This is a genomic window from Micromonospora sp. NPDC049114, from assembly GCF_040648635.1.
Classification (GTDB): domain Bacteria; phylum Actinomycetota; class Actinomycetes; order Mycobacteriales; family Micromonosporaceae; genus Micromonospora.
Genome location: NZ_JBEZEA010000002.1, coordinates 367,304 through 393,433 on the forward strand (window position 1 = coordinate 367,304; position 26,130 = coordinate 393,433).

Below are 26,130 nucleotides of genomic sequence, written 5' to 3' on the forward strand. Positions count from 1 at the left end.
GCGGGTGCCGGTTAGCAGACCCGGCCCGAGCGGCAGCGGGACCCGGGCAACGGACGCGGACGGCTACGGCGCTCCGCGCCGGTTCTGGCGAGGGCTGGCGCAGCACGCCCCACCGGGTGTGGACGCCGTCGAACGAAGCTGGCGCAGCCCGTTGCGCGGCCCCTGGCTCACCGCCCTCTACGGCTCGGTGCTGCTGGTGGCGCTGCCGCTGTTGATCATCACCGGCCTGCTCGACTACGCCGCCTACGGCCCGCAGTTCGACCAGGCGTTCCCGACGAACGTGGGCTGGCTGCGGCTGCCCGCGTTCGACTGGCCGACGCGGCCGTCGTGGCTGTTCCGGGTCACCCAGGGGCTGCACGTGACGCTCGGCATCGTGCTCGTCCCGGTGGTGCTGGGCAAGCTGTGGTCGGTGCTGCCGAAGCTGTTCGACTGGCCACCGGCCCGCTCGCTGGCCCAGGTGTTGGAACGGCTGACGCTGCTGTTGCTGGTCGGCGGGATCCTGTTCCAGATCGCCACCGGCCTGCTCAACATCCAGTACTCGTACGTGTTCGGTTTCGACTTCTACACCGCCCACTACTTCGGAGCGTGGATCTTCACGGGCGCCTTCGTGGCGCACGTGATCATCAAGTTTCCCCGGCTGGTGACCGCGCTGCGGTCCCGCCCGCTGGGCACGGAGCTGCGCACCCCGCGCGCCGCGACCCGACCCGAACCGCCCGACCCGGACGGCCTGGTCGCCACCGAACCCGCGCCGGCGACGGTCAGCCGGCGCGGCGCGGTCGGACTGGTCGGCGGCGGGGCGCTGCTGCTCGCCGTCGTCACCATCGGGCAGAGCCTGGACGGCCCGCTGCGGCGCACGGCGCTGCTGCTGCCCCGCGGACGACAGCCCGGCACCGGGCCGAACGGCTTCCCGGTCAACCGCACCGTCGCCGCCGCTGGCGTACTCCCCGAGCAGACCGACGCGTCCTGGCGGCTGACGCTGCGGGGCGGCGGCCGGACCGTGACCCTGGACCGGCCCGGCCTGCTGGCCATGGCGCAGCACACCGCCGACCTACCCATCTCCTGCGTGGAGGGTTGGTCGACCCGGCAGACCTGGACCGGCGTCCGTCTTCGTGACCTGGCCGCGCTCGCCGGTGTCGCGGACCCGGCCTCGGCGCGCGTGTCGTCGCTGGAGAAGGCCGGGCTGTTCCGCACGGCGGTGCTCGCCCCCAACCAGATCCTCGATCCGGATTCGTTGCTCGCCCTGCGGGTCAACGGCGTCGACCTCGCCCCCGACCACGGCTACCCGGCTCGGGTCATCGTGCCGGCCCTGCCCGGGGTGCACTGCACGAAGTGGGTCGCCGAGATCGACTTCCGGGGTCAGGCCGATGGCTGAGCGGGACGGGCCGACCACGGGACGAGACAGGCCGACCGCGGGACGGGCCGGCCGACTGCGCGCCGCCTACGGCGCCGCGCCGTGGCACCTCGTCCTGGTCACGGCGGTCATCGTGCTCGCCGGCTGGGTGGCGCTGCGGCTGGCACAGGAGGCGACGTTCGGCCGGATGCTGCTCTGGTTCGTCGGCGCGGTCATCGCCCACGACCTGGTGCTGTTCCCGGTGTACGCGAGCGTCGACCGGGTGCTGCGCGCGGTGGTACGCGACCGGGTCACGCTGCTCAACCACCTGCGGGTGCCGGCGCTCGGCACGGCGCTGCTGTTCGTCGTCTACTCCCCCGGCATCCTGCGCTGGGGCGAGACGACCCACGAGGCGGCCACCGGCCAGACCCAGCGCCCGTACCTCGTGCGCTGGTTGGTGCTCAGCGCGGCGCTCTTCCTGCTCAGCGCGATCGTGTACCTGCTGCGCCGCCGTCAGGCATCGCGGCACCGGTCGGAGAGCGCGTAGCGCAGCAGCACCACGTCGCCGATCTGGCGGGCCTCGGCCAGTCGGGCGCGGCGTCCCGGGTGCCAGGGGAAGCTCCCCTCCCCGACGAACCGGGGCGCCCGGCGGTCGCCGACGAAGAACGGGGCGACCACCAGGTGCAGCTCGTCGGCGAGACCGGCGGTGAGGAACTGGGCGTGCACCGTTCCGCCCCCCTCGACCATCAGCCGGCGCACGCCCCGCGCCGCCAGGTCGGCGAGGATCCAGGCGAGGTCGACCGGGTCGCCTCCGTCGACGACGGTGGCCAGCCGACCGACCCGCTCGCGGGTCTTGTCCAGTACTCCGCTGGCGCAGTAGACCAGCCGGTCGGGATCGCCGGCGGTGAAGAACCGGGCGGTCGGGTCGAGGTCTCCCCGGGCGGTCAGGGTCACCTTCGTGGGCGAGTCGGGCCGCCCACACGCCACCCGCTCGGCCCGGCGGGACGCGGACCGCACCAGCAGGCGGGGATCGTCCCGGCGGACCGTGGCGGCACCGACCAGGATCGCGTCGCAACTGGCCCGGACCGCGTCGACGCGGTCGAGGTCGTCCTCGTTGGACAGCAGCAACCGCTGCTCGGAGGCGTCGTCGATGTACCCGTCGATACTGGTGGCGCAGCTCAGCAGCACGTACGGCCGTGGTGACGCCGGCCGGCAGCTCATCGGGAGACGGGCCCGTCAGGGGTACGACCCGCCGGCGCCGGCGCCGGCGCCGCCTCGACCTGCGCCGCCTCGGCCTCCGCCGCCTCAGCCTCCGCCGCCTCGACCTGCGCCGCCTTGGCGGCCTTCGCCGCGAGGTACTCGGCGTTGGCCGGGGACAGGAAGATGCTGGTGGGGACGCGTTCGACGACGTCCACGCCGAGCCGGGTCAACTGCTCGGCCTTGTCCGGGTTGCTGCTGAGCAGGCGCACGCGCGGCACGCCGAGGGTGGCCAGCATCTGCGCGGCGGCGCTGTAGTCACGCTCGTCCTCGCCCCGGCCCAGCGCCACGTTGGCCTGGTAGGTGTCCAGCCCGGCGTCCTGCAGGGCGTACGCGTCGAGCTTGGCGTACAGGCCGATGCCCCGGCCCTCCTGGCGCAGGTAGAGCAGGAACCCGCCGGTCTCGGCGATCCGCTGCACCGCCTCGCGCAGCTGCGGCCCGCAGTCGCAGCGCTGGCTGCCGAACACGTCGCCGGTGAGGCATTCGCTGTGCGGGCGGACCAGCGGCGGCTCGCCACCGGCGACGAGCCGGTCCAGCGCCCCGGCCCAGTCGCCCAGGCCGAGGGCGAGGTGTTCCCGACCGTCGATGAGGCCCTTGAACGTGAACACCCGGACGGTGGTGGTGTAGCCGTCGGGAAACGCCAACGGCACCGTGACCTGCGTACGGACCGTGGCGACCGGCAGTGCTTCGGGCATGGGACTCCTTTGTCCGGCGCCGTCGGGGGACGGCGACGCGTACCGTCTCACCACGACTCAACAGCCACCGCGCAAGGCGGCTTCCCGAGTGGTGGTGGGATTGCGGGCCCGGCGGGCGAGCAGCACGGCCGCGCCGGGCAGGCTGGCCACCAGCACGAGTGCGCCGTAGACGGTGGCGGTGGCGACACCTTCGGCCGCGCTGAGTCCGGCCGCGCCGAACACCCACGCGGCCACGCCCTCGCGGGGGCCGAACCCGGCGACGTTCAGGGGCAGGCCCATGGCGAGCAGGGCGAGCAGGGTCAGGGGCAGGAGCCGGGTCAGCGGAGCGTCCGAACCGGCGGTCCGTGCCGCGAGCAGGAAGGTGGCCAGGTGCCCGGCGACCATCACTGCGGAGGCGACCAGCACGCCGAGCCAGGTCCGCCGGGCCAGCAGCCCGGACCGCACGTCCGCCACCGCGGTGCGGACGCCGCGGGCCCACCGGGACCTACCGGCGTCGGGCAGGCACCGCGCCAGCAGCACGACGGCCAGCCCGAGCGCGAGCAGCAGGCCGGCGGCGGCCGGCAGGTACGGCCGCACCGGCGACGGGAACGCCGCCAGCACCACCAGCGCGACAGCCACCAGGACCACCTGACCGGCGGTACGCTCCCAGACCACCGCGCGGATGCCCCGGCTGACGTCGCCGGCGTCGCGGCCGTGGCGTACCGCCCGGTGCACGTCCCCGAGCACCCCGCCGGGCAACGTGGCGTTGAGGAACACCGCCCGGTAGCAGTGCGCCACCGCTGTCGCCAGCGGCAGTCGTACGCCGAGGCCGCCGGCGACGAGACTCCACCGCCAGGCCGCGCAGACAGTGGTGAGCACACCGATGAGCAGGGCCGCGGCCAGCGCCGGCGCGTTGATCAGCCGTACGCCCGCGAGGAACGGGCCGCCGCCCACCTGCCACAGCAGGGCGGCGAGCAGGCCCACCCCGCCGACCACTCGTGCCCAGGCCCACACCATCGACGCCGGTCCTCCCTGAAGATCGTCCACTCTCTCTAGTGCACGTACCCAGGGCGTCGACGGTTCATCCGCCGGCCAGAAGGTCCCGATGCTCGACCAGCACGCCGAGCCGGCCGGCGGCGGCGTCGGCGAGCCGGCGCTGGGCGTACGCCCGGGTTGCGCCGGTCAGTTCCGGGCGGTGCTCGCAGCCCGCGTCCAGCCAGCCGCGGAACCACTCGGCGGCCAGGTCGGCCTGCTCCGGGCCGAGCCGCCACGGGCTGGGCCGCTCCCGCACCGGCACGCCCCGGCGGGCGAACGCGGCGGCGGTGGCGTCGGCCGCGTCCGGGCCGAGCAGCCGGCGGCCGTCGACGGTACGCCGCTGGTGCGCGTTGAACGCCTCCTCGACGATGGCGTCGAGCGGGTCGGGCGGGGTGAGCCGGACCCGGCCCGTCACCGAGACCGCGAACAGGGCGGGACGGCCGGCGTCGACGCAGGCGGCGACCACCCGTTCGACCTCCTCGGCGGTCAGCATGTCCAGCAGCGCGGACGCGGTGACCAGCGCGCCGTCGGACAGGTCGGCGGCGCTGAGCCGGGTGAGGTCGCCGCAGCGGGTGTCGACGGTGACCGGCGCTCCGTCGGCGGCGGTCACCCCGGCCATGCCGTCGGCGGCCCGGGCCAGCAGGTCGGCGTCCCGGTCGTGCAGCACCCAGTGCTGCGGCCCGGTCAATCGGGCCGCGAGCCAGCGGCTCATCGAGCCGGTGCCGCTGCCCAGGTCGTGGATCACGATCGGATCGCCGCCGGCCAGTCGGGGCCGCACGGCGTCCACCAGGTCCTCGGCGCGGGCCGCCGCGTCGGCCGGCTCGCGCAGACGCAGCCAGTCGGCGAACGGCAGGGTCTCCTCGACGGTCATCCCGCCACCTCCTCCAGCACAGCGGCCAGGCGCGCGGTCGTCACCGGCCAGTCGGTCAGGGTGTCGCGCCGGGCGAGCGCGGCCCGGCGCAGCCGCGCCCGCAGCTCGTCGTCCCCCCACCACCAGCTCAGCGCCCCGGCCAGGGCGGCCGGGTCGTCCGGCGGCACGAGCAGCCCGGGCAGGTCACCGTCGGGGGCGCGGCCCAGCGCCTCGGGCAGGCCCCCCACCTCGGTGGCCAGCACCGGCACGCCGCGGGCCAGCGCCTCGGTGACGACCATCCCGTACGTCTCGCCCCGCGACGGCAGCACCAGCAGGTCGGCGGCGGCGTACGCGGCGTCGAGCGCCGGGCCGGTCAGCGGGCCGGCCAGCCGGACCCGTTCCGACAGGCCGGCGCCGGCGAGCCGGTCGCGCAGCCGCTGCACCAGTTCGGGTTCCCGGGCCAGCGTGCCGGCGCAGACCAGCGTCCAGGGCATCCCGGCCAGCACGCACAGGGCGTCGACGAGCACGTCGTGACCCTTGTGGTGGGTGACCGCGGCGACGCAGAGCAGCCGGTGGCCGGCTGCCGAGCCGGGCGGCGTCGGCGGTGCGGGCGTCACCCCCGGCGGCGCGACCCGGACCCGGTCGGCCGGCAACCGGTGGCGGGCCAGCAGGCGACGGCGGGTCCACTCGCTCGTGGTGACGACGGCTCGCGCGGTGGCCAGCGCCCGGCCCTCGGCCTCGTCGTCCAGCGGCATGTGCACCAGAAGGACGAGGCGCAGCCGTGTCGCGTGCGGGGCGAGCAGCTCCGGCACGGCCGAGGCGATCAGGCCGTCGACGAGCACCACGGCGTCGTCCGGCGCGGCGGCGAGCAGCCGGGCCAGCGCGGCGAGCGCGGCCGGGTCGGGGTGCGGCCACGCTCCGGGCACCTGGTGCTCGTGCACCAGCCAACCGCGCTCGCCGAGCCCGGCGCAGACCCGCCGGTCGTACGTGTTGCCGCCGCTGGGCGCCGCCGGGTCGTCGATGTCGCCGGGCAGGACGACGTGCACCGTACGGCGGTGCGGGCCGACGACCCTGGCGGCGTGGGCCGGCGTCGGCCGGCCCGCGTCGATCACAGCGACCGCTCGTAGCTGGCCCAGGCGACGTGTGACTCGTGCAGGGTGACGGTGATGCCGGCCAGCTCACGCGCCCCGGGGCCCAGCTCACCGGCGTGCACCCGATCGGCCAGGCGGTCGGCGACGGTACGGGCCAGCACCTCGGTGGTGGTGTTGATCCCCGCGAACGCGGGCTCGTCGTCGAGGTTGCGGTAGGACAGCTCGCCGACCACCGCCCGCAGCTGCTCGGTGGCCAGGCCGATGTCGACGACGATGCCGTCGGCGTCCAGGTCGGGCCTGCGGAACGTCGCGTCCACCACGAACGTCGCCCCGTGCAGGCGCTGGGCCGGGCCGAACACCTCGCCCCGGAAACTGTGGGCGATCATCATGTGATCCCGAACTGTCACCCTGAACACTGTCACTCCCCGTCGTCGTAGGTGATGAGGTGGCAGAGCGCGGGCAGGTCACCCGTGCTCAGTTGGGCGAGTACGTCGGGCAGCTCGGCGAACCGGGACGCGCCGGTGATCAGCGCGTCGAACGCCGGGTCGTCGAGCAGGTCCAGGGCCAGCGCCAGTCGGTCGGCGTAGCTGCGGCGGCCCCGCCGCGCGGGCGCGACCATGCCGACCTGGCTGCTGCGCACGGTGAGCCGTCGGGAGTGGAACGCCCCGCCCAGCGACACCTGCACCGGGCGGTCGCCGTACCAGCTCAACTCGATCACCGTGCCCTCGGGCGCGAGCAGGTCCAGCGCCTGTTGCAGCCCGGCGGACGTGGCGCTGGCGTGCACGACCAGGTCCCGGTCGCCGGTCGCGTCGCCCGGCCGGGCGAACCGGACACCGAGCGCCCCGGCCACCCCCGCCCGGCGTACGTCGGTGTCGATCAGCTCGACGTCCACGCCGGGGAAACGCGCCAGCAGCGCCGCGACGCAGCAGCCCACCATGCCCGCGCCGACCACGCTGACCCGGTCGCCGACCAGGGGCGCGGCGTCCCACAGGGCGTTCACGGCGGTCTCGACGGTGCCGGCGAGCACCGCGCGGGCGGGCGGCACGTCGTCCGGCACCGGGACGACGGCGGTCGCCGGCACGACGTACGCGCTCTGGTGCGGGTGCAGGCAGAACACCGTACGCCCGAGCAGCTCCGGCGGACCCTCTTCGACCACGCCGACGCTGAGGTAGCCGTACTTCACCGGGCCGGGGAAGTCACCCTCCTGGAACGGGGCGCGCATCGACGCGTACTGGTCCACTGGCACCCGGCCGGCGAACACCAGCGTCTCGGTGCCCCGGCTGACGCCGGAGTAGCGGGCCCGCACCAGCACCTCGTCCGGCCCCGGCACGGGCAGCGACACCGGCCGGATCTCCGCCGCGCCGGGCTCGCGCACCCAGCAGGCGTACGCCTCGCGGATCACCCTCGCACACCTCACCTTTTGTCCCGGTCGAACCGAACGGCCCTGATTTCCGTGTTCCCTGTCGGGGTCGTCGATCATAAACACGGAGGTACGGTGCCCACAGTTCGAAGCGGTCCGGTGATCGGGCTGAGCGCCCAGTTGGTCGTGCTGGCGGCACTGGCCGCCACCGTGGGTCTGAGCACGGCGGGCTGGCTGGCCGGCGCCGGCTACGCCGCGCTCACCTGCCTCGCGTTGAGCCGGGGCCTGCACCTGTCCGGCGCGTCGCGGCTCGGCCCCGCCGACCGGGTGACGCTGACCCGGGCCGTTCTGGTCGGCGCGGTCACCGCGCTGGTGGTGGACTCGTTCGGCCACCCGACGCCGGTGGGGCTGCTGGTCGCGCTGAGCGCGGTGGCCCTGCTGCTGGACGCGGTGGACGGTCAGGTCGCCCGGCGCACCGGCACGGTCAGCGCGCTCGGGGCCCGCTTCGACATGGAGGTCGACGCGTTCCTCATCCTGGTCCTGAGCGTGTACGTCGCCCCGGCGGCGGGGAGCTGGGTGCTGGCCATCGGCGCGATGCGGTACGCCTTCGTCGCGGCCAGCGCCGTGCTGCCCTGGCTGCGCGGTACGTTGCCGCCGCGCTACTGGCGCAAGGTGGTGGCCGCCGCGCAGGGCGTGTTGTTGGCGGTCGCTGCCGCGCGGGTGCTGCCGGAGCCGTGGACCACAGTGGTCCTGGTGACGGCGTTGACGCTGCTTGTCGAGTCGTTCGGCCGGGACGTGGCCTGGCTGCGGCGTCGCCGCCCGGCCCCTCGGCGGTCCCACCCGCTGCCGGTCGTGGCGATCACCACCGCGCCCGCCCCACCGCCGAGCACCCCGATCGCCGCGCCGGTGGCGGTGCCCCTGCTGCCGCTGGGCGGGCACGCACCCGTCGTCGTACCGCCGCTGCTGCCGGTGCCCACGCCCGCGCTGGCGGCCCGCTCGGGCGGTACGGTCCACTCCGACTGGAGGCAGTGATGACCCTTCCCGCCCGACTGCGCCGGCTGACCGGCCGGCGACGCCCGAGCCCCGCGTCGAGCGGTGACGCTTCGGCGCGTACGCCAGTGGTGTCGTCGGTGCCGCGCGGCCGTGCGCGGCGGACGCTGGGGCGGGTGGGCACGGTGCTGGCGGTTCTGCTGGTGTACGCCGTCCTGGTCGGCCCGGACCGGCTCGGCGAGCTGACGCCCGGCGCGTTCGTGCGGATCCCGCTGGAGGGTCTGCTGGTCGCGGCGCTGCTGCTGGCGCTGCCGCCGCGACCACGGCGGGTGGTGGTGGCCGTGCTCGGGCCGCTGCTGGGTCTGCTGGCCATCGTGAAGCTCGCCGACCTGGGTTTTCGCACGGCCCTCGACCGGCCGTTCGATCTGGTGCTGGACTGGCTGCTGCTGGACGACGCGTTCGGTTTCGTGCGGGATTCGGCGGGGCGGGCCGGCGCGATCGGCGCGGTGGTCGGCGTCGTCCTGCTGGTCGGTGTGCTGCTGCTCGCGACGACCGCGGCGGTGCGGCGGCTGGCGGCGCTGCTGGTCGGCCACGAGCGGGTGGCGACCCGGGCGGTGGCCGCCCTGACCGTGGCCTGGGTCCTCTGCGCCGTCGTCGGCGTGCGGATCGTCCCGGGCGTGCCGGTTGCCGACGCCGGGACCACCGCGCTGGTCGGCGCGCACGCCGAGCAGGTGGACGCGCGGCTGCACGACCGGGAACGGTTCACCGCCCAGATCGACGCCGACCCGTTCCAGGACGTCCCGGGTGACCAGCTGCTGACCGGGCTGCGCGGCAAGGACGTCGTCCTCGCCTTCGTGGAGAGCTACGGGCGCGACGCCGTCGAGGATCCGCAGCTGGCGCCGCAGGTCAACGCGGTGCTGGACACCGGCACCGAGCGGCTGCGCGCGGCCGGGTACGGCGCGCGCAGCGGCTTTCTCACCTCCCCCACCTTCGGCGGGGGCAGTTGGTTGGCGCACGACACGCTGCTGTCCGGTCTGTGGACGGACAACGAGCAGCGGCACCGGAGCCTGCTGGCCAGCGACCGGCTCACCCTCAACGGCGCGTTCCGCCGGGCAGGCTGGCAGACCGTCGGGGTGCTGCCGGCGGCCACCCAGCCGTGGCCGGAGCAGGGCTTCTTCTCGTACGACAGGTACTACGACGCCGAGGCGCTGGGCTACCGGGGCCCGAAGTTCAGCTACGCGCCGATGCCCGACCAGTACACGCTGTCGTTCTTCCAGCGGCGGGTGCGCGCCGGCGCGGACCGTCCGATCATGGCGGAGATTCCGCTGATCTCCAGCCACTCACCGTGGACGGCGGTGCCCCGCATGATCGGCTGGGACGAGGTGGGCGACGGTTCGATCTACCACGGCGACTCCGGCGCGAAGGACGACGGCGACGCCGACGACCGGGACACCGGCCGGATCCGGGCCGGCTACCGCCAGGCCGTCGCCTACTCGCTCCAGGCCCTGATCTCCTACGTCCAGACCTACGGTGACGACGATCTGGTGCTGGTCTTCCTCGGCGATCACCAGCCGGCCCCGGTGGTGACCGGCGAGGGCGCCAGTCGGGACGTGCCGATCACCATCGTGGCCCGCGACCCGGCGGTGCTGGACCGGGTTAGCGGCTGGGGTTGGCAGGACGGCCTGCGCCCGGGCCCGCAGGCTCCGGTGTGGCCCATGGACACCTTCCGGGACCGGTTCCTGACCACCTTCGGGCCGTCGACGCCACCGATCGCCGCCCCACGCTGACCCACTACCAGCGGTTGCGTGCCTCCTCGGCCCAGCCGACGAGCCCGTCGAGGCGCACAGTCGTACCGTCGTCCGTCGTCGCCCAGCCGGAGAAGTGCCCGAAACACTGGTGCGTCTCGTTCGCGACGACACCCAGGTTGGTGCGGGCCACCTTCTCGTGGAACGGCTGAAACTCGGCCTCGACCCGTTCCCCGCTGATCCGCCAGGGGCGGAGCCAGTCGGACCTGTCGTACGTCCAGCGCAATTCCTCGCCGATCTTGTGCAGGCGGCCGTCGACGAACAGGCCGTTCTCGGTGACCCCGGTGCCGTCGGTCCACTGACCGCCGAGTTGGATCGCCCGTCCCGGCGCGGCGCCGGCGGCCCAGTTCCACGCGATCGAGTACGGCCACCTGCCGCGCCCGTGGTCCAGCACGGCGAACGCGTCGGGTCCGCCGATCTCGTACGTCCGGCCGTGCAGGTCCAGCGTGCCGAGGACCGGGCGGCCGACGTCCTTGACCGTGTACTGGAATCGCGTGGGGCTCCACGGCACGACCACGCCGAGCGACTCGTGACCGGCCGGCAACGGCACGTCCACCGCCAGCCGTACGCCGGGGGCACTCGCCGAGATGGCGGTGCCGTCCGGGCGCTGGGTGATCCGGATCGCCAGGTCACCGCCCCGCGCTCCCGCTTCGCCCACGCCGCACCGTGGCGGGAGCGTCGTCCCCCGCGCCAGCGGGATCACCACGTCGGCCCTCGTCTCGGTGCCACTATCCCGGTCGAGCACGTAGACGCTGTGCACACCGGCGTAGTCCAGCGACGAGGCGACCAGCCCGACGATGTGCCGTGGGGTCACGATGCCCCAGTACTCCCACCGCTTGGTCCGGCCCCAGCCGCGCAGGTTCGCGGTGTGCAGGGGTCGGCGGGTCCAGCCCACCGCCGCGGGATTGAGCCGCCCGTTCCGTTGGCACAGATCGACAGGTGAGAGCAGCTCACGTTCGTGCGTCACGACGTGCACGATATCCCCCGCCGCTCTCGGCGAGCACTTGACGAAGATATTGATGCGCCCTACGGTCATACGACATCAGACATTGGATGTCCGATTAACTGACTCTCCCTGGGACTCCACAGTGGATATCCAGGCGAAGCGACAGTGTCACGGACGTCGGCGTCCCTGGCGCCCTGCATCCCCTCGAAGGAACCGGACCCCATGAAGCTGTCTGCCCTCGGCCGCATCGCTCTGGCCACAGGCATCGCCGTGCTGACCACCGCCATGCTCCCCGGCACCCCCGCGTCCGCCGCACCGGTGAAGAGAAAGATCCTCCCCGTCCTGGTGGAGTTCAACGACGCGTCCTTCCAGTTCCCGGACAAGGTGAAGGCGTCCACGCCGGACACCTACTTCGGGGCGAAGAGCGACTCGGCCGCGTCGTTCCTGTCCGAGGTCTCGCGCGGGCAGTACACGGTGGTACCCGCCATCAAGGAGCAGTTCCTCGGCCCGATCAAGCTGGACCTGAGCGCCGCCGGCTGCCCACAGGGCAAGATCAACCAGATGACCCGGGACGAACTCGCCAAACGAGGACTGGTCGCGGGCAAGGACTACGAAAGCCTCTCGATCGTCTTTCCGGCACAGAAGACCGAATGCCCCTGGGCCGGCCTCGCGACCCTGCCCGGCCCGACCACCTGGATCAACCTGTACGGCACCGCCAGTGGCATCGACGTCGTCGGCCACGAACTCGGGCACAACCTGGGCTTCGGTCACCAGGGTCGCGTCCAGTGCACGGGCGGCAACCTGGGCGCGTGCAAGGAGGCGGGCGCCAGCCACACGAGCATCATGGCCGGCGGGTACCGGCCGGCCGGCTTCTCCGCGCCGGAGATGATCCGTGCCGGATGGCTCGGCGGCGGGGCATCAGTCAAGGTCACCAAGTCCGGCGTCTACACGCTGCGCTCCCTGCACGGCAAGGGCAGCGGAGTCCGCGTCCTGGACATCGCCCTGGGCGGCGACCGGCTCGTCATCGAGTACCGCCATGCGGCCGGCAACTTCGACGCGAAGCTCGAGGGCGTGCACGCCTACCGCGTCCCCAAGGGCTCCTACGGCTCCTCGTCCCTCATCGACACCACGACGGCGAACAAGACCGCCGCCAACAACGCACCGCCCAACACGGACGCCATCACGAAACTGACGGACAAGGCGAGCAAGCTGTCCGTCGCCGTCGTCTCCTCCGGCGGCGGCCAGGCCAAGGTCAAGGTCGCGCTCAACGGCGACTCGCTGGCCTCCCTCGACCCGTCCCCCTCGAAGTCCGCTACCCCGACCCCCAGCGCCGTCACCCCCACCCCCAGCGCGAGCGCCGCCACCGAGGCCATGGGCGACAGCTCCGAACCGGTGACCGAGACCGGCCCGGAGGAGCTCACCGCCGCCGCCGAGGACAGCTCGACGGCCCTGCCGCTCGCCGCCGCCGGAGGCGGTGCCGCGCTGCTGGCTGTCGGCCTGGCATTCCTGTTCACCAAGCGCCGTCACCGCAGGCGCCACTGATTAGCCGGTCGGGCCCCGGACGTCCACGCCGGCGTCCGGGGCCCGACGCGCTGCCGCCGCCGTCCTGGCACCGACGTCGTGCGCAGGCACGCCGCGCGACCGGCGCGCTGACCACCGGCCGACGGTCAGTCGAACTCCTCGACGTACTCCTCGGTGGGGCCCAGCTCGGGCCGGTCGCGCAACTCCAGGACCGAGCCGAGCCGGTCGGTCTCCAGGACGACAACCGTGTTCTCGCCGCTGCGCAGCAGCGGTGCCGGACAGTAGAGGGTGACCTGCGGGCCGATGTCCCAGTAGCGGCCGAGCAGGAACCCGTTGACCCAGACCAGGCCGTGCACGGAGCCGGGCAGGGCCAGGAAGGTGTCAGCGGGCTCGTCGAGGCGCACCGTCGCGACGGCGAAGCCGGCACCGGTGCTGGCCGGTCCGGCACCCGCCGCACGGCGCAGGTCGTCAGGTGTCCACTCGGTCAGGGCGACAGCCGAGCTCGTCCAGCCGTGCACCATCCGGCGATCGACGAGCACGGGGCCGAGCAGGCCCTTGTGCTGTCCGACCAACGGGCCGTAGTTGACGCGGCCCAGGTTCTCCACCAGGACCTCCAGGCGCACGGCCGCCCCGGTGCCGTGAATCGGTATCTCCGGATGCGCACCGTCGGCCACCCCGATCGGCACGCCGTCGGCAAGGACGACGGCCCGGTCGCGTACGTCGGTCAGGATGATCGTGTGCTCGCCCGGGGGGATCTTCGGGTGGGCGGTGAGCAGCACCATCCCGGCGTCCAGGCCGAGCTGTTCGAAGGTGGCCGGCCGGGGCCCGGTCGACTCCGGCGCCGGCACCGCACGCAGGCCGGCGATCAGGTCGGCGTGGTGGGTCAACGGCACCCGCGCCGGCGCGAGGACCGGCATCCGCTCGGGTACCCGCAGCGGCCCGGTGGCGCCGAGCGCCCGGCGCATGGCGTGGAACTTCGCGGTGAGTGTCCCGTCCTCGGCGATCGGCGCGTCGGAGTCGTAGCTGGTGATGGTGGGCTGGAGCCTGCCTCGTTCCGCGTTGGCGCCGGCCCAGAGCCCGAAGTTGGTGCCGCCGTGCGCCATGTAGAGGCTGACGCTTCCGCTCTCGGCGATGATGGCGTCCAGAGTGCGGACCGCGCTGTCCACTGCGCGGACGTGGTGCCGCTCGCCCCAGTGGTCGAACCAGCCGTTCCAGTACTCGGCGACCACGAACGGTTCGTCGGGTCGGCGCTGGGCGAACAGGGCACGGGCGGCCTCGGGCTTCGAGCCGAGGGTGGCGGCGGCGAGCGTGCCCGGCACCGTACCCGCGTCGTGCATCAGCTCGGTGGGGCCGTCGGCGGTGAACAGCAGCTCGGTGATACCGCGGTCGAGCAGGGCGGCGCGGTTCCACAGCAGGTACGCCTCGTCGTCGCCGTAGCTGCCGTACTCGTTCTCGACCTGCACGGCCACGACCGGCCCACCGGCGTGTGCCTGGTGCCGCGCGATGCGGGGTATGAGTTCGTCGAACCACCGCCCGACCGGCCCGGTGAACGCCGGGTCGGAGGTGCGCAGGGCCACGTCGCGGGCGGTGAGCCAGGCCGGCAGTCCACCGTTGGACCACTCCGCGCAGATGTACGGGCCGGGCCGCAGGACGACGTCGAGACCCTCCTCGCCGGCGAGCGCGATGAACGCCTCGAGGTCGCGCCACCCGTCGAAGCGCGGCGCGCGATCGGCGTACGGCTGGTGGAAGTTCCAGGGCACGTACGTGTCGAGGGTGTTCAGACCCAGGTCGGCGAGCCGCCGGATCCGGTCGCGCCACAACTCGGGGTGGACCCGGAAGTAGTGCAGGGCGCCGGACAGGATGCGGTGCGGGACTCCGTGCCGGTAGAGCTGGCGGTCGTGCCAGCCGAGTGCGGGAGAGGGTCTCGTCGGCGGCGCTACCGCGCTGCCCCGCCGGGTGGTCTCGATCATGGTGGCAGCCTATGTTACCCGTGCCATTCGTAACAATGCCGGTAGGATGCGCCCGTAGCACGTTCCGGGAGGGCGACGGGGATGACCGAGGCGACAATGAGTGGCAAGCAGCCGAGCATGGCTGACGTGGCACGGGCCGCCGGCGTGTCGGCACAGACGGTCTCGCGCACCCTGCGCGACTCACCGAACGTCAACGCCGAGACCCGTCGGCGCGTGCTCACCGCCGTCGAGCAGCTCCGATACCGGTACAACGGCGCCCCCCGGCTGCTGTCGTCCGGGCGCAGCTTCACCCTCGGCCTGGTCCTGCTCCAGGCCGGCGGCTACTACTCGCGCTCCGCGGTGACCGCCGGGGTGGAGGCCGCGGCCGGGCAGGCGGGCTACTCGGTGAGCATCGCGACCCTCGCCGAGCTGGACACCGCCATGATGGAAAAGTCCCTGCTCAAGCTGTCCGACCAGGGCGTCGACGGCATCATCATCGCGGTCCCGCTGATCTCCGTGACCCAGCGGATGGAGGACATCACCCGGGACATCCCCACCGTCACTGTCGACGGCTCGCGCACCACAGGTGCGCGGGTGCTGGGCATCGACCAGCACGAGGCCGGGCGCATCGCCACCCAGCACCTGCTCGACGCCGGGCACCGCCAGGTGTGGCACGTGGCCGGGCCGGACGAGTGGATCGAGGCACGGCAGCGCCGGCAGGGCTGGCAGGAGTGTCTGACCACCGCCGGGATCGACGCGCCGCCAGCGCTCGAGGGCGACTGGTCGCCCGAATCCGGTTACCGCCAGGGGCAGATCCTCGCGATGATTCCCGAGGTCACGGCCATTTTCGTGGCCAGTGACGAGATGGCGTTCGGCGTGATCAGGGCGTTGCGCGAGCGCGGCCGGTCGGTGCCTGCGGACGTGTCGATAGTGAGCGTGGACGACATCGAGCTGGCGGCGTACTGCCACCCGCCCCTCACCACTGTCCGCCAGGACTTCTACCGCTCCGGGGCGGCCGCCGTCGCGCTCCTTCTGGGCAGCGAGGGCGCCGGCGAATCGGTGGCGCAGCCGAGCCTCATCGTCCGGGAGTCGACCGCCGCACCGCGGTCCCGCTGACCCCTGAGCGCCTCCGCGCTGTTGGCACATCGTTCTTGACGACTCATGTTACGGGTGCCACAGTAACAACGCGAGGCCCGCCCGCGATCTTGTGGGCCGATGCCGTGCCTCGTCCACGCCGCTCAATTCCGCACCGCCGTGTGCACCGCCCTTGGAGGCCCCCCACCATGTTGAGACGACCAATCGTCCTTGCGGTCGCCGCGGCGACAGCGCTGAGCCTGCTCGCCGGCTGTTCCGGAGGGAACGACGACGCCGACGGCAAGAAGACGCTGAAGATCGCGGCTTTCGAGGGCGGTTACGGCCGGGACATGTACGTCCAGGTCGTCGATGCCTACAGGGCGAAGCACCCCGACGTGGATGTGCAGCTGCAGCTCTCGAAGACCCTTGAGGACGAGATCAGCCCCAACATGAAGGCTGGCAAGTTCCCCGACGTCGTGGTGCTGCCCCAGGGCCGCAAGGCCGCGCTCGCCGAGACTCTGGTCAAGGACAAGGCGCTGGAGGACCTCACCGGCGTTCTGGACATGACAGTGCCGGGCGAGCAGTCCACAGTGCGGTCCAAGCTCGCCGACGGGATCGTCGGCAATCTCAGCACCAACCCGTACAACGACGACAAGACCTACCTGATGCCGATGTACTACGCGCCGACCGGCCTGGTCTACAACAAGGGTCTCTTCGCGCAGAAGGGTTGGCAGGTCCCGACCATCTGGGACGACATGTTCAAGCTCGGCGACGCCGCCAAGGCCGAGGGCATCGCGCTGTTCACGTACCCGACCGCGGGTTACCTGGACTCGTTCTTCTTCGCCCTGCTCGCCGATGTCGGCGGTGAGCAGTTCTACAAGGAGGCGATGACCTACTCCGAGGGTGTCTGGAAGACCGCCCAGGCACGCCAGGTCCTGGACATCACCGCCAAGCTGCTGACCTACGCGGCGAAGACCACCGTCGGGTACGCGAACGAGCAGGACTTCACCAAGAACCAGCAGTCTCTGCTCGACAACAAGACGCTGTTCATGCCGAACGGCACGTGGGTCGTCGGCGAGATGAAGGACGCGCCGCGTGCCACGGGCTTCGAGTGGGCGATGGCCCCGCTGCCGGCGGTCACCGCCGGTGGCAAGCGCTACCTGACCACCATCGTCGAGTCGGCCTGGGTGCCGAGCGGCGCCCAGAACAAGGACGCCGCGAAGGACTTCGTCGCGTACCTCTACTCCGACGAGGCCGCCGGCATCTTCGCCAAGGCCAACGCGATCCAGCCGATCAAGGGCATCGCCTCGACGCTGCCCGCCGAGATCGCGCCGTTCTACCAGCTCTACGAGGACCCGAGCATCACCGCCCTGGTCGGTGGCTTCGCCAGCACGGCCCCCGTCGAGGGCGTGAACATCAAGGGCACGCTCTTCGACACCGCGAACAGCATCATCAGCGGCGACAAGACCGTCGACCAGTGGCAGACCGCCCTGAACGACGCCAGCGAGAAGTTGCGGCAGGCGGGCAAGTGACACCCGGCGGCAGCCCGGGATCCGGGCTGCCGCCGTTCCCTTCCCCCTGCGAGAGCCAAGGACTGGTCACGGTGACGACGACCCTCACTCCACCAACCCCGGGCGCCAGCAAACGTGCGCCCGGTCGATCCCCGACGTCGACGCGCGGTGGCGCCGCGCGTGGCCGGCGCGGCGACGGCCGGTTCGTCGCCGTCTGCCTGCTGCCGGCGCTGGCACTGTTCGCGCTGTTCATGATCTGGCCGACGGTGAGCGTGTTCCGGATGTCGCTCTACACCTGGAGCGGCTTCTCGACGCAGATGCGGTTCGTCGGCCTGGACAACTTCAGCAAGCTGCTCGACGACGAGCAGTTCCTGCGCGCGTTCCAGAACACCGTCGCGCTGCTCGTCGTCGTGACAGTGGTGACGATGGGGATGGGCCTGTTCCTCGCGGCCGTCATGACCCGGCAGAAGCTGCGCGGCCACACCTTCTACCGGTTCGTGCTCTACGTCCCGAACGTGCTCTCGGTAGTGGTCATCGCGGCCATTTTCTCGGCCGTCTACGACCAGGAGAACGGCCTGCTCAACGGCACACTCCGGCTGCTCTCGCTGGACGGCCTGCAACAGGTGTGGCTGGGTGACCAGAAGCTGGTGCTCTACTCGGTCGCGACAGCGATGCTGTGGCAGTCGCTGGGCTACTACATGGTCATCTACATGTCGAGCATGGCGAGCATTCCGGAGGAGCTGTACGAGGCCTCGGCGCTCGACGGCGCGTCGGCCGCCCGGCAGTTCTTCGCCGTCACGCTGCCGCTGATCTGGCAGAACCTGCGCACGACACTCACCTTCTTCATCCTCAGCGCCGTCAACCTCAGTTTCGTGCTGGTACGGGCGATGACCGGCGGCGGTCCGGACGGCGCCTCAGAGGTGCTGCTCAGTTACATGTACAAGCAGGCGTACACCAACTCGGCCTACGGCTACGGCATGGCCATCGGCGTGGTGATCTTCGCCTTCTCGTTCCTCGTGTCGCTCCTGGTGAGCCGCGCGACCCGGCGTGAGCCCCTCCAGTTCTAGAGGACACTTCCATGACCACGATCAACAAATCCGGTTCGCGGCCCGGCCGTGGCCTCACCCACCTGCTCGTCGGCGGGATCACCCTGCTCATCGTGATCCCCGTCGCCTGGGTGCTGGTGGCCTCGCTCAAGCGCAAGAGCGAGTTCTTCGGCAGCCCCTGGACCCTGCCCGAAGGCCTGCACCTGCGCAACTACGTCGACGCGTTCGGCGGCGCGCACATGGGCCGCTACTTCGCCACCTCGGTACTTGTCACAATGCTCGGCCTGGTCTTCGTGCTGGCGGTCTCGGTGCCGGCGGCGTACGTCGTCGCCAGGTACGAGTTCCGCGGCAAGAGCATCGTCGAGGTGGCGCTGCTCGCCGGGCTCTTCGTCAACGTCAACTACATCGTGGTGCCGATCTTCCTGATGCTCGTCGACTGGGACCGCGCGCTCGTCGACGTGTTCCCGGACGGGTTCTTCCTCGACAACCCGGCGATGCTCGCGCTGGTCTACGCGGCCACCTCGATCCCGTTCACGATCTACCTGCTGAGCGCGTACTTCCGGTCGATTCCGGGGGACTTCGAGGAGGCGGCGCTGCTGGACGGGGCATCCCGCTTTCGGATCATGACGCGGGTGATGCTGCCGATGGCCCGCCCGGCGGTCACCACGGTGATCCTGTTCAACTTCCTGGCGTACTGGAACGACTTCGTCATCGCGCTGACGCTGCTGCCCGGCGAGGGCAAGACGTTGCAGGTCGGCCTGCTCAACCTGATGGCCGCCCAGAAGGCGGCCGCGGACCCCGGGCGGCTCTACGCCGGCATGGTCATCGTCATCGTGCCGGTGCTGCTCCTGTACGCGCTGATCCAGCGCCGCCTGATCCAGGGCATGGCCGCCGGCGGCGTCAAGGGCTGAGGCCCGAGAAAGGGATGTCATGAAGGAACCGACGCCTGTCGTACTGCTCGTCGTCGCCCGGATTCTGGTCGCGCTGGCCTGCGTCGTCACGGTGGTGGTCGTCCGGCCCACTGTCGGCTGGGGAAGCCTCGCGATCATGCTCGTGGCGCTCGCCGTTCTGATCGGTCTTCTCGCGGACTACAACCGCAAGTTCCGGTGACTCGGACCCCCGTCGGCGGACGGGCCCGCAGTCCACCGGTTCCGTCGCCGGCGTCATCTCCCGGTCGTGCGCGCCGGACATCTCCCAGGAAGTGAACGACTCCCCCAACCACCCCCACGGTTAGGACTCTCGATGCACCTGTTCAGGTCCTCGTTGGTGGCTTTGACCACGCTAGCCACCGCAGTACTTGTCGCCGCGCCCCCCGCCGCGGCAGCCGCAACGAACTACTACGTCGACTGTTCCGCGAGCACGTCGGGCAGCGGCACCCAGGCCAGCCCCTGGAACAGCTTCACGCCGGTGAACGCCAGGACGTTCGCCGCCGGCGACCAGATCCTGATCCGGCGGGGTACGACCTGCGCCGGTCAGCAGCTCTTCCCCAAGGGTTCCGGCGCTTCCGGGGCACCGATCATCGTCGACGCGTACGGCAGCGGCGCCAAGCCGGTGCTGGCTGGTAACGGTGCGGTCGTCGACGTCGTGAAGCTCTACAACCAGCAGTACTGGGAGATCCGCAACCTGGACATCTCCAACAAGGGTTCGGCGGTCGCCACCCGTCGCGGCGTGCACATCATCCGCGAGAACTCCGGCACCGGCACCTACTACCGGGTGACCGGGCTCAGCGTCCACGACGTCAACGGCAACCAGACCAAGAAGGACGACGACGCCAGCGCCGGCATCTTCTTCGAGGTTCTGGGCTACACCACGCAGACGAAGTTCGACGACGTGCTGATCAACAACAACACGATCGCCACCGTCGACCGCTACGGCATCCACTTCTGGACCCGCTGGATGGTCCGGCCCGAACTGGCCAACCCCAACTGCGGCTCCACCTGCGGCACCTGGCTTCCGCAGACCCGGGTCGTCGTACGCGGCAACACGGTCACCGACATCGGCGGCGACGCCATTGACGTGCACCACACCCAGAGCGCCCTGGTGGAGAACAACCGGGTCGACGGCTTCCGGGTCCGCGAGCCCGCGCAGTGCGCCGCAGGCATCTGGGGCTGGAACATCAACGACGCCCTGTTCCAGTTCAACGAGGTGAGCGGCGGCCGGAGCACCTGTGACGGGCAGGGCCTCGACCTGGACGAGGGCAACATCCGCACCATTTACCAGTACAACTACAGCCACGACAACGAGGGTGGCTTCATCCTGCTGTGCAACGGCGGGGGTTCCACCACCGCGGACAACATCGTGCGCTACAACATCAGCCAGAACGACCGTGGCCAGATCTTCGACCTGGTCTGCGGCAAGCTCACCAACACGAAGATCTACAACAACGTCTTCTACGTCGGCCAGGCGGCCCAGATCATCAACAACGGCAACGGCTCGGCCGGCGCCAACGTGGAGTTCTACAACAACATCTTCTACGTGACCACGACCCAGGCCACCTACAACGCCGGTGCTCTGCTGTTCGACTCCAACGTGTTCTACGGCCAGCACCCGGCCGGCGAGCCCACCGACTCGAACAAGATCACCGCCGACCCGCTGTTCGTCGCGCCGGGCACCGCCACCTCGATCAGTGACGCCGGTGGCTACCGGCTGCGCGCCGGCTCCCCGGCCCTGGCCAGTGGTCAGGCCATGACCAACCCGGGCAGCCGGGACTACTTCGGTGGCGCCGTCACCCAGGGGTGCCGTCCCGACCGGGGCGCCCACCAGCTGAGCACCGTCTGCGTGCCCAGCGCCGGCGTCATCTCCCGCACCGGCTGGTCGCTGAAGTACGTGGACAGCCAGGAGACGACCGCCGAGAACGGCGCCGCGACCAACGCCTTCGACGGGAACCTCAGCACGATCTGGCACACGAAGTACACCGGGGGCAACGCCCCGATGCCCCACGAGATCCAGATCAACCTGGGTGCCAGCTACTCCGTCTCCGGAATCCGCTACCTGCCCCGGCAGGACAGCGGCTCCGGCGCCGCCAACGGGCGCATCGGCCAGTACGAGGTCTACGTCAGCACCGACGGCGCCAACTGGGGTACGGCCGTGGCCACCGGCACCTTCGCCAACAACGCCAGCCAGAAGGAGGTCCGGTTCACCGCCAAGACCGGGCAGTACCTGCGCCTGCGCGCCCTGAGCGAGGTCAACGGCAACCCGTGGACCACCGCCGCGGAGATCTACGCGCTCAACTGACCGGGGCAGACCAGGGAGCCTCCGGCATCGCGCCGGAGGCTCCCTGCGTGCACGCCGCCGGTGACGTTCGCGGGTTTCGGCCCGTTATGTTGCGGACCGCGTTCCACCGGCCCACGGCCGCCCGAGCCAGCGCCTACCGCTCCTCGGCCTTCGCGGGGCGGGCGCGGACGTGCAGCCGCTCCCCCTGCGGCCCGAAGAGGCTGAGCGCCTCGGCGGTGCCGGGGCCGGGATTGAAGAAGAGGTGCGGGACCCGGGTGTCGAACTCGGCCACCTCTCCCGGCGTCAGGATGAGGTCGCGGTCACCGAGCAGCAGGCGCAGCCGGCCCGAGAGCACGTAGAGCCACTCGTACCCCTCGTGGGCTTGTGGGGTCCGCCCCCCGGCGGACGGGTCCGGCGGGAAGATCTGCTTGAACGCCTGGAGGCCGCCCGGTCGGCGGGTCAGCGGCAGGTACGTCACGCCGTGCATGACGATCGGCTTGGGGCGTACGCGGGGGTCGCCGGTGGCCGGGGCGTCCACCAGCTCGTCGAGCGCCACCTGGTACGCCCGCGCGAGCGGAAGCAGCAGTTCCAGGGTGGGTCGGCGGGTGCCGGACTCCAGCCGGGACAGGGTGCTCACCGAGATGCCGGTCAGCTCGGCGAGCTGGGTGAGCGTGGTGCCGCGCTGGTGGCGCAGGGCACGCAGCCGGGGGCCGACGGCCGCCAGCGCGGCGCTGTCCTCGTTTGCCATAACGGCAAGGATACTTGCCACCCGAACGGCTACGACGGATGGTGGGCTCAGCCGACAAGTAGGGGGACATTCCGGTGGACGAGACATATGACGTGGTGGTCGTGGGCGGCGGCGCGGCCGGGCTCAGCGGAGCCCTGGCGCTGAGCCGGGCCCGACGGTCGGTGCTGGTGATCGACTCCGGCGAGCCGCGCAACGCGCCGGCCGACCACGTGCACAACTACCTGGGCCGGGAGGGGACGCCGCCGGGCGAGCTGCTCGCGGCCGGACGCGCCGAGGTGGCCGGGTACGGCGGACAGTTCCGCGCCGGCCGGGTCCAGGCCGCGACCCGCGACGACGGTGGCTTCCGGCTCGCCCTCGACGACGGGGCCTCGGTGCGGGCCCGCCGCCTGCTGGTGGCCACCGGGCTCACCGACGAGCTGCCCGACGTGCCCGGCCTGGCGCAGCGGTGGGGCCGCGACGTGCTGCACTGCCCGTACTGCCACGGCTGGGAGGTGCGGGACCAGCGGGTCGGCGTGCTGGCGACCGGGCCGATGTCCGTGCACCAGGCCGAGATGTGGCGGCAGTGGACCTCCGACGTGCTGCTCCTGCTGCACGACGCCCCGACCCCGGACGAGGAGACGGCCGAGCGGCTGGCCGCCCGGGGCATCGCTGTGGTGCCCGGCCCGGTCGCCGCACTGGAGGTCAGCGGGGACGCGCTCAGCGGAGTCCGCCTCGCCGACGGCCGGGTGGTGGCGCTCGACGTGGTGGTGGTCGCGACCCGTACGGCGCCCCGCGCCGACCTGCTGGTGGGGCTCGGCCTGGCCCCGGAGGAGGTGACGATGGGTGGGCACGTGGTCGGCACCCAGATCCCGGCCGACGCGACCGGGGCGACGACAGTTCCTGGGGTGTGGGTGGCCGGTAACGTGGCCGACCTGCGCGGTCAGGTCATCACCTCGGCCGCCGCCGGGCTCATGGCCGGGGCGGCGATCAACGCCGACCTGATCGCCGAGGACACCCGCGACGCGGTGGCCGCGTACCGGCAGTTGGTGGCCACCACCTTCGAGGAGCCGGCGTGGGAGGAGCGCTACCAGTCCAAGCCGGCCGTCTGGAGTGGACGCCCAAATCCGCAACTTGTCGCCGAGGCCGCGGACCTGGCCCCGGGGCGGGCGCTGGAGGTGGGCAGCGGCGAGGGCGCCGACGCGGTCTGGCTGGCCGAGCGCGGCTGGCGGGTGACCGCGGTGGACATCTCGACCACCGCGCTGACCCGGGCCGCCGAGCACGCCGAGACCGCAGGGGTGGCCGACCGGATCGAGTTCACGCACACCGACCTGCGCGACAAGCCGCCCGCCGAGGAGGCGTACGACCTGGTGTCGGCGCAGTTCATGCACCTGCCCCCGACGCAGCGGCGGGAGTTGTTCGCCCGGCTGGCCGACGCGGTGGCCCCGGGCGGCGTGCTGCTGATCGTCGGGCACCACCCGTCGGACCTGTGGACGTCGGGGCACCGGATGCACATGCCCGACATGATGTACACCGCCGAGGACGTGGCCGCCTCGCTGGACCCGACGCGGTGGGACGTGCTCGTCACCGACACCCGCCCCCGTCCCGGACCGCACGACGTCGTCCACCACGACGCGGTCCTGCTGGCCCGCCGCCGCTGAGCCCGCGTCGATCATGGAGTCGTGGTGGACGACAAGAGCCGCGGATCAGGGCTTTCCGGGCACCACGGCTCCATGATCGACCAAGGAGCGGGGCGGAGGCGGGGCGGGCCTTCGCACGGGGGTGGGCTCGGCGGTAGCGTTGCGCCACACTCACGGCCCGCAGGGGCGGTTGACCGCCGACCCTGACGCCCCGATCGTACGGAGGATGGTGCATGTCCATCGGCGCTGAGCCGCTCGCAGCACGCGACGACGCGGCCTCGCGGCCGAGCTTCGAGCTCACCCTGCGCGGCTACGACAAACGCCAGGTGGACCGACACCTGGAGCAGCTCGACGGCCAGATCGCGATGCTCAGCGGCGAGCACGGACGCTCCGCGGTGCGGGTTCGTGAGCTGACCGCCGAGGTGCAGCGGCTGCGCGCCGAGCTGGCCGAGCTGCACGAGCAGCCGGTGCAGGTGGACCGCGCCTCGTTCCAGGATCTGGGCCCGATGGTCGGCGAGATTCTGACCCTCGCCGAGAAGCAGGCCGCCCTCATCACCGAGTCGGCCAGCGACCGGGCCAACGAGCTGCGCACCGAGGCCGAGCAGATCCTCGCCGACACCCGCGAGCGGGCCGCGCAGGCACGCCACGACCTGTCGGAGGAGCTGGCCGCGCGACGCGCCGAGCAGGAGCAGGCGTACGAGGAGCGGCGTGCCGTGGCCGAGGCCGAGCTGACCGCGATCCGGGAGCGCGCCGAGCAGTTGCGGGCCGACGGCGAGGCCGCGCACGAGCGCGCCCAGCACGAGGCGAAGCGCACCACCGAACAGAGCGCTCAGCAGCTCAACCAGACCCGGGTCGCCGCCGATGCCCTGATGAAGTCGGCCCGCACCCAGATCCAGCAGGAGGTCCAGGCCGCCCGGGCCAAGAACCAGCAGGAGATGGCCCAGTGGCAGGCCGGGGTGGAGCGCGAGGTCGCCGAGCGACGCAGCGCCGCCGAGCAGGAGATCGCCGAGTTGCAGGCCGCGGCCCAGGAGGAGCTGGCCGAGCAGCGCAGCTCCACCGAGCAGCAGATCGCCGCGCTGCTGGCCGAGGCGCAGCAGCACGTGACCGAGCTGCGTAACCGGGCCGACGAGCAGGCGGCCAGCCACCAGGAGCAGCTGACCGCGCTCCAGCAGGAGATCGAGGAGCGCCGGCAGGAGTCGGACCAGCTGCACGCCGAGCTGGAGACCGCCCAGCAGCAGCTCGCGGAGGTCCGCCACGAGGGCGAGACCCTGGAGAACGAGCTGTCCCGCCTCCAGCAGCGGTTGAGCGAGGTGCGTCGGGACCTGACCGCCGAGGCGACCCGGCTGGACGAGGCGCGACGGGCCGGAGATTCCGCCGAGCGGCACGCCAAGGAGGTCCGCGCCCGGGTGCAGCGCGAGGCGAAGCGGGTGGCCGACCTGGCCGCCGCCGCCGTGATGGCCGCCGCGGCCGGCGGCACGGAGACCGCCGAGTACCCGATGGTCGGCTCCCGGTCGAACCCGTCCCGCACGAATGTGGAGCTGCTCCCCGTGGACCGGCCCGCGAACGATCGCGCCGAGGCCGACCGCGTGGACGCCGACCGCGCCGACACCGACCGGACCGACACCGACCGGACCGACGCGGACGACACCCGGGCCGAGGTCGAGCACGCCGACGCCGAGCACGGCAACGGTCGGCACGCCGACGCCGAACACGCCAACGGTCAGCACGCCGACGCCGAGCACGCCAACGGTCAGCACGTCGGTGTCGACCACGCCGACGGCGAGCGGCCCGGTCGGCCGCCCCTGCGGTACCCGGTGGAGCCGGCCGATCAGACGGCCACGTCGGGGTCGCCCACCAACGACGCCGAGCGGATCTTCACGCGGCCCGAGCCGCCGACGCCCGTACCGTTCCTGGCCTTCGGACAGCCGGTCAGCGACAACGGCACCGCCCGGCACTGACCTCGTCGGCGACTGGCCCCGGGCCCACGCACAGCTGCGCGTGGGCCCGGCGTCACGGTTCGGCGCCCGGCCAGGCCGGCCCGTCGTCGACGGTGGCCTACACCGGATCTGCACGCCGCGTTCGCGATACGCCCACAATCCGCTGTTTGGATGGGC

21 protein-coding genes and 2 pseudogenes are annotated in these 26,130 nt (G+C 72.2%); 13 read left to right on the forward strand and 10 right to left on the reverse strand.

Translation table 11 applies throughout. The features are described from left to right. Positions 1 to 4: 4 nt before the first annotated feature. Complete coding sequence (locus AB0B39_RS09310) at positions 5 to 1,372, forward strand: molybdopterin-dependent oxidoreductase (protein WP_357573969.1); 1,368 nt, start codon at positions 5 to 7, stop codon at positions 1,370 to 1,372. Then, positions 1,365 to 1,877, forward strand: a complete 513-nt coding sequence (locus tag AB0B39_RS09315; RefSeq protein WP_357573970.1) for a hypothetical protein — start codon at positions 1,365 to 1,367, stop codon at positions 1,875 to 1,877. The genes AB0B39_RS09310 and AB0B39_RS09315 overlap by 8 nt, the downstream gene beginning before the upstream one ends. On the opposite strand, the gene AB0B39_RS09320 is transcribed toward AB0B39_RS09315, so the two are convergent. From AB0B39_RS09320 to AB0B39_RS09350, 7 genes are all read right to left on the reverse strand, one after another. Continuing rightward, positions 1,844 to 2,551, reverse strand: coding sequence for a dihydrofolate reductase family protein (locus AB0B39_RS09320; RefSeq protein ID WP_357573971.1), 708 nt, complete (start codon positions 2,549 to 2,551; stop codon positions 1,844 to 1,846). The two genes, AB0B39_RS09315 and AB0B39_RS09320, sit on opposite strands and share 34 nt — an antisense overlap. After that, positions 2,548 to 3,282, reverse strand: coding sequence for a GTP cyclohydrolase II (gene ribA, locus AB0B39_RS09325; RefSeq protein ID WP_357573972.1), 735 nt, complete (start codon positions 3,280 to 3,282; stop codon positions 2,548 to 2,550). Before ribA ends, AB0B39_RS09320 begins: the two co-directional genes overlap by 4 nt. 57 nt (positions 3,283 to 3,339) lie before the next feature. Continuing rightward, positions 3,340 to 4,278 (reverse strand): lysylphosphatidylglycerol synthase transmembrane domain-containing protein, encoded by a 939-nt coding sequence (locus AB0B39_RS09330; protein ID WP_357493408.1) that lies wholly within the window; start codon positions 4,276 to 4,278, stop codon positions 3,340 to 3,342. A 64-nt stretch (positions 4,279 to 4,342) separates the two neighbouring features. Then, positions 4,343 to 5,167 (reverse strand): class I SAM-dependent methyltransferase, encoded by an 825-nt coding sequence (locus AB0B39_RS09335; protein ID WP_357573973.1) that lies wholly within the window; start codon positions 5,165 to 5,167, stop codon positions 4,343 to 4,345. Further along, the gene (locus AB0B39_RS09340) at positions 5,164 to 6,192 is read right to left on the reverse strand and encodes a glycosyltransferase family 4 protein (protein ID WP_357493411.1); all 1,029 of its coding nucleotides are present in this window, start codon (positions 6,190 to 6,192) and stop codon (positions 5,164 to 5,166) included. The genes AB0B39_RS09335 and AB0B39_RS09340 overlap by 4 nt, the downstream gene beginning before the upstream one ends. A 62-nt stretch (positions 6,193 to 6,254) precedes the next feature. Beyond that, on the reverse strand, positions 6,255 to 6,653 hold the full coding sequence (locus tag AB0B39_RS09345) for a 6-carboxytetrahydropterin synthase (RefSeq protein ID WP_357573974.1): 399 nt from the start codon (positions 6,651 to 6,653) through the stop codon (positions 6,255 to 6,257). Between the two features lie 2 nt (positions 6,654 to 6,655). Continuing rightward, positions 6,656 to 7,639 (reverse strand): dehydrogenase, encoded by a 984-nt coding sequence (locus AB0B39_RS09350; protein ID WP_357573975.1) that lies wholly within the window; start codon positions 7,637 to 7,639, stop codon positions 6,656 to 6,658. A 93-nt stretch (positions 7,640 to 7,732) separates the two neighbouring features. On the opposite strand from AB0B39_RS09350, the pseudogene AB0B39_RS09355 reads away from it, so the two are divergent. Then, positions 7,733 to 8,413, forward strand: a pseudogene (locus AB0B39_RS09355) (CDP-alcohol phosphatidyltransferase family protein); the annotation flags it as partial. Positions 8,414 to 8,775: 362 nt separating this feature from the next. Continuing rightward, positions 8,776 to 10,374 (forward strand): annotated as a pseudogene (locus AB0B39_RS09360) (sulfatase-like hydrolase/transferase); the annotation flags it as partial. Between the two features lie 4 nt (positions 10,375 to 10,378). Here AB0B39_RS09360 and AB0B39_RS09365 read toward each other — a convergent pair. After that, positions 10,379 to 11,359: a DUF2804 domain-containing protein gene (locus AB0B39_RS09365; protein WP_357573976.1), complete on the reverse strand. Its 981-nt coding sequence runs from the start codon at positions 11,357 to 11,359 to the stop codon at positions 10,379 to 10,381. A gap of 201 nt (positions 11,360 to 11,560) precedes the next feature. Here AB0B39_RS09365 and AB0B39_RS09370 point away from each other — a divergent pair, with 201 nt between their 5' ends. Next, complete coding sequence (locus AB0B39_RS09370) at positions 11,561 to 12,880, forward strand: hypothetical protein (protein ID WP_357573977.1); 1,320 nt, start codon at positions 11,561 to 11,563, stop codon at positions 12,878 to 12,880. Positions 12,881 to 13,005: 125 nt separating this feature from the next. On the opposite strand, the gene AB0B39_RS09375 is transcribed toward AB0B39_RS09370, so the two are convergent. Further along, complete coding sequence (locus AB0B39_RS09375) at positions 13,006 to 14,829, reverse strand: glycoside hydrolase family 35 protein (RefSeq protein ID WP_357492151.1); 1,824 nt, start codon at positions 14,827 to 14,829, stop codon at positions 13,006 to 13,008. Positions 14,830 to 14,946: 117 nt separating this feature from the next. On the opposite strand from AB0B39_RS09375, the gene AB0B39_RS09380 reads away from it, so the two are divergent. From AB0B39_RS09380 to AB0B39_RS09405, 6 genes are all read left to right on the forward strand, one after another. Beyond that, positions 14,947 to 15,924, forward strand: coding sequence for a substrate-binding domain-containing protein (locus AB0B39_RS09380; RefSeq protein ID WP_234586712.1), 978 nt, complete (start codon positions 14,947 to 14,949; stop codon positions 15,922 to 15,924). Between the two features lie 167 nt (positions 15,925 to 16,091). Further along, on the forward strand, positions 16,092 to 17,414 hold the full coding sequence (locus AB0B39_RS09385; RefSeq protein ID WP_357492153.1) for a carbohydrate ABC transporter substrate-binding protein: 1,323 nt from the start codon (positions 16,092 to 16,094) through the stop codon (positions 17,412 to 17,414). A gap of 71 nt (positions 17,415 to 17,485) precedes the next feature. Further along, positions 17,486 to 18,460, forward strand: coding sequence for a sugar ABC transporter permease (locus AB0B39_RS09390; RefSeq protein WP_357492155.1), 975 nt, complete (start codon positions 17,486 to 17,488; stop codon positions 18,458 to 18,460). 11 nt (positions 18,461 to 18,471) lie between these two features. Further along, the gene (locus tag AB0B39_RS09395) at positions 18,472 to 19,350 is read left to right on the forward strand and encodes a carbohydrate ABC transporter permease (RefSeq protein WP_357573978.1); all 879 of its coding nucleotides are present in this window, start codon (positions 18,472 to 18,474) and stop codon (positions 19,348 to 19,350) included. 19 nt (positions 19,351 to 19,369) lie between these two features. Continuing rightward, positions 19,370 to 19,549, forward strand: a complete 180-nt coding sequence (locus AB0B39_RS09400) for a hypothetical protein (protein WP_357573979.1) — start codon at positions 19,370 to 19,372, stop codon at positions 19,547 to 19,549. Positions 19,550 to 19,705: 156 nt separating this feature from the next. After that, positions 19,706 to 21,673 (forward strand): discoidin domain-containing protein, encoded by a 1,968-nt coding sequence (locus tag AB0B39_RS09405; RefSeq protein ID WP_357573980.1) that lies wholly within the window; start codon positions 19,706 to 19,708, stop codon positions 21,671 to 21,673. A gap of 133 nt (positions 21,674 to 21,806) precedes the next feature. Here the strand turns inward: AB0B39_RS09405 and AB0B39_RS09410 are convergent, their stop codons facing one another. Beyond that, a complete protein-coding gene (locus tag AB0B39_RS09410; protein ID WP_234586726.1) occupies positions 21,807 to 22,400 on the reverse strand; it encodes a helix-turn-helix transcriptional regulator in 594 nt (197 codons plus the stop codon). Between the two features lie 74 nt (positions 22,401 to 22,474). On the opposite strand from AB0B39_RS09410, the gene AB0B39_RS09415 reads away from it, so the two are divergent. After that, positions 22,475 to 24,037, forward strand: coding sequence for a bifunctional NAD(P)/FAD-dependent oxidoreductase/class I SAM-dependent methyltransferase (locus AB0B39_RS09415; protein WP_357492165.1), 1,563 nt, complete (start codon positions 22,475 to 22,477; stop codon positions 24,035 to 24,037). A 212-nt stretch (positions 24,038 to 24,249) separates the two neighbouring features. Beyond that, positions 24,250 to 25,974 (forward strand): hypothetical protein, encoded by a 1,725-nt coding sequence (locus AB0B39_RS09420; protein ID WP_357492167.1) that lies wholly within the window; start codon positions 24,250 to 24,252, stop codon positions 25,972 to 25,974. Positions 25,975 to 26,130 lie beyond the last annotated feature (156 nt).

Coding starts and splice junctions, on each gene's coding strand:
- AB0B39_RS09320 (WP_357573971.1), bottom strand. CDS start 2,551: ATGAGCTGCCGGCCGGCGTCACCACGGCCGTACGTGCTGCTGAGCTGC.
- AB0B39_RS09420 (WP_357492167.1), top strand. CDS start 24,250: ATGTCCATCGGCGCTGAGCCGCTCGCAGCACGCGACGACGCGGCCTCG.
- AB0B39_RS09335 (WP_357573973.1), bottom strand. CDS start 5,167: ATGACCGTCGAGGAGACCCTGCCGTTCGCCGACTGGCTGCGTCTGCGC.
- AB0B39_RS09380 (WP_234586712.1), top strand. CDS start 14,947: ATGGCTGACGTGGCACGGGCCGCCGGCGTGTCGGCACAGACGGTCTCG.
- AB0B39_RS09410 (WP_234586726.1), bottom strand. CDS start 22,400: ATGGCAAACGAGGACAGCGCCGCGCTGGCGGCCGTCGGCCCCCGGCTG.
- AB0B39_RS09370 (WP_357573977.1), top strand. CDS start 11,561: ATGAAGCTGTCTGCCCTCGGCCGCATCGCTCTGGCCACAGGCATCGCC.
- AB0B39_RS09395 (WP_357573978.1), top strand. CDS start 18,472: ATGACCACGATCAACAAATCCGGTTCGCGGCCCGGCCGTGGCCTCACC.
- AB0B39_RS09330 (WP_357493408.1), bottom strand. CDS start 4,278: ATGGTGTGGGCCTGGGCACGAGTGGTCGGCGGGGTGGGCCTGCTCGCC.
- ribA (WP_357573972.1), bottom strand. CDS start 3,282: ATGCCCGAAGCACTGCCGGTCGCCACGGTCCGTACGCAGGTCACGGTG.
- AB0B39_RS09400 (WP_357573979.1), top strand. CDS start 19,370: ATGAAGGAACCGACGCCTGTCGTACTGCTCGTCGTCGCCCGGATTCTG.
- AB0B39_RS09315 (WP_357573970.1), top strand. CDS start 1,365: ATGGCTGAGCGGGACGGGCCGACCACGGGACGAGACAGGCCGACCGCG.
- AB0B39_RS09385 (WP_357492153.1), top strand. CDS start 16,092: ATGTTGAGACGACCAATCGTCCTTGCGGTCGCCGCGGCGACAGCGCTG.
- AB0B39_RS09375 (WP_357492151.1), bottom strand. CDS start 14,829: ATGATCGAGACCACCCGGCGGGGCAGCGCGGTAGCGCCGCCGACGAGA.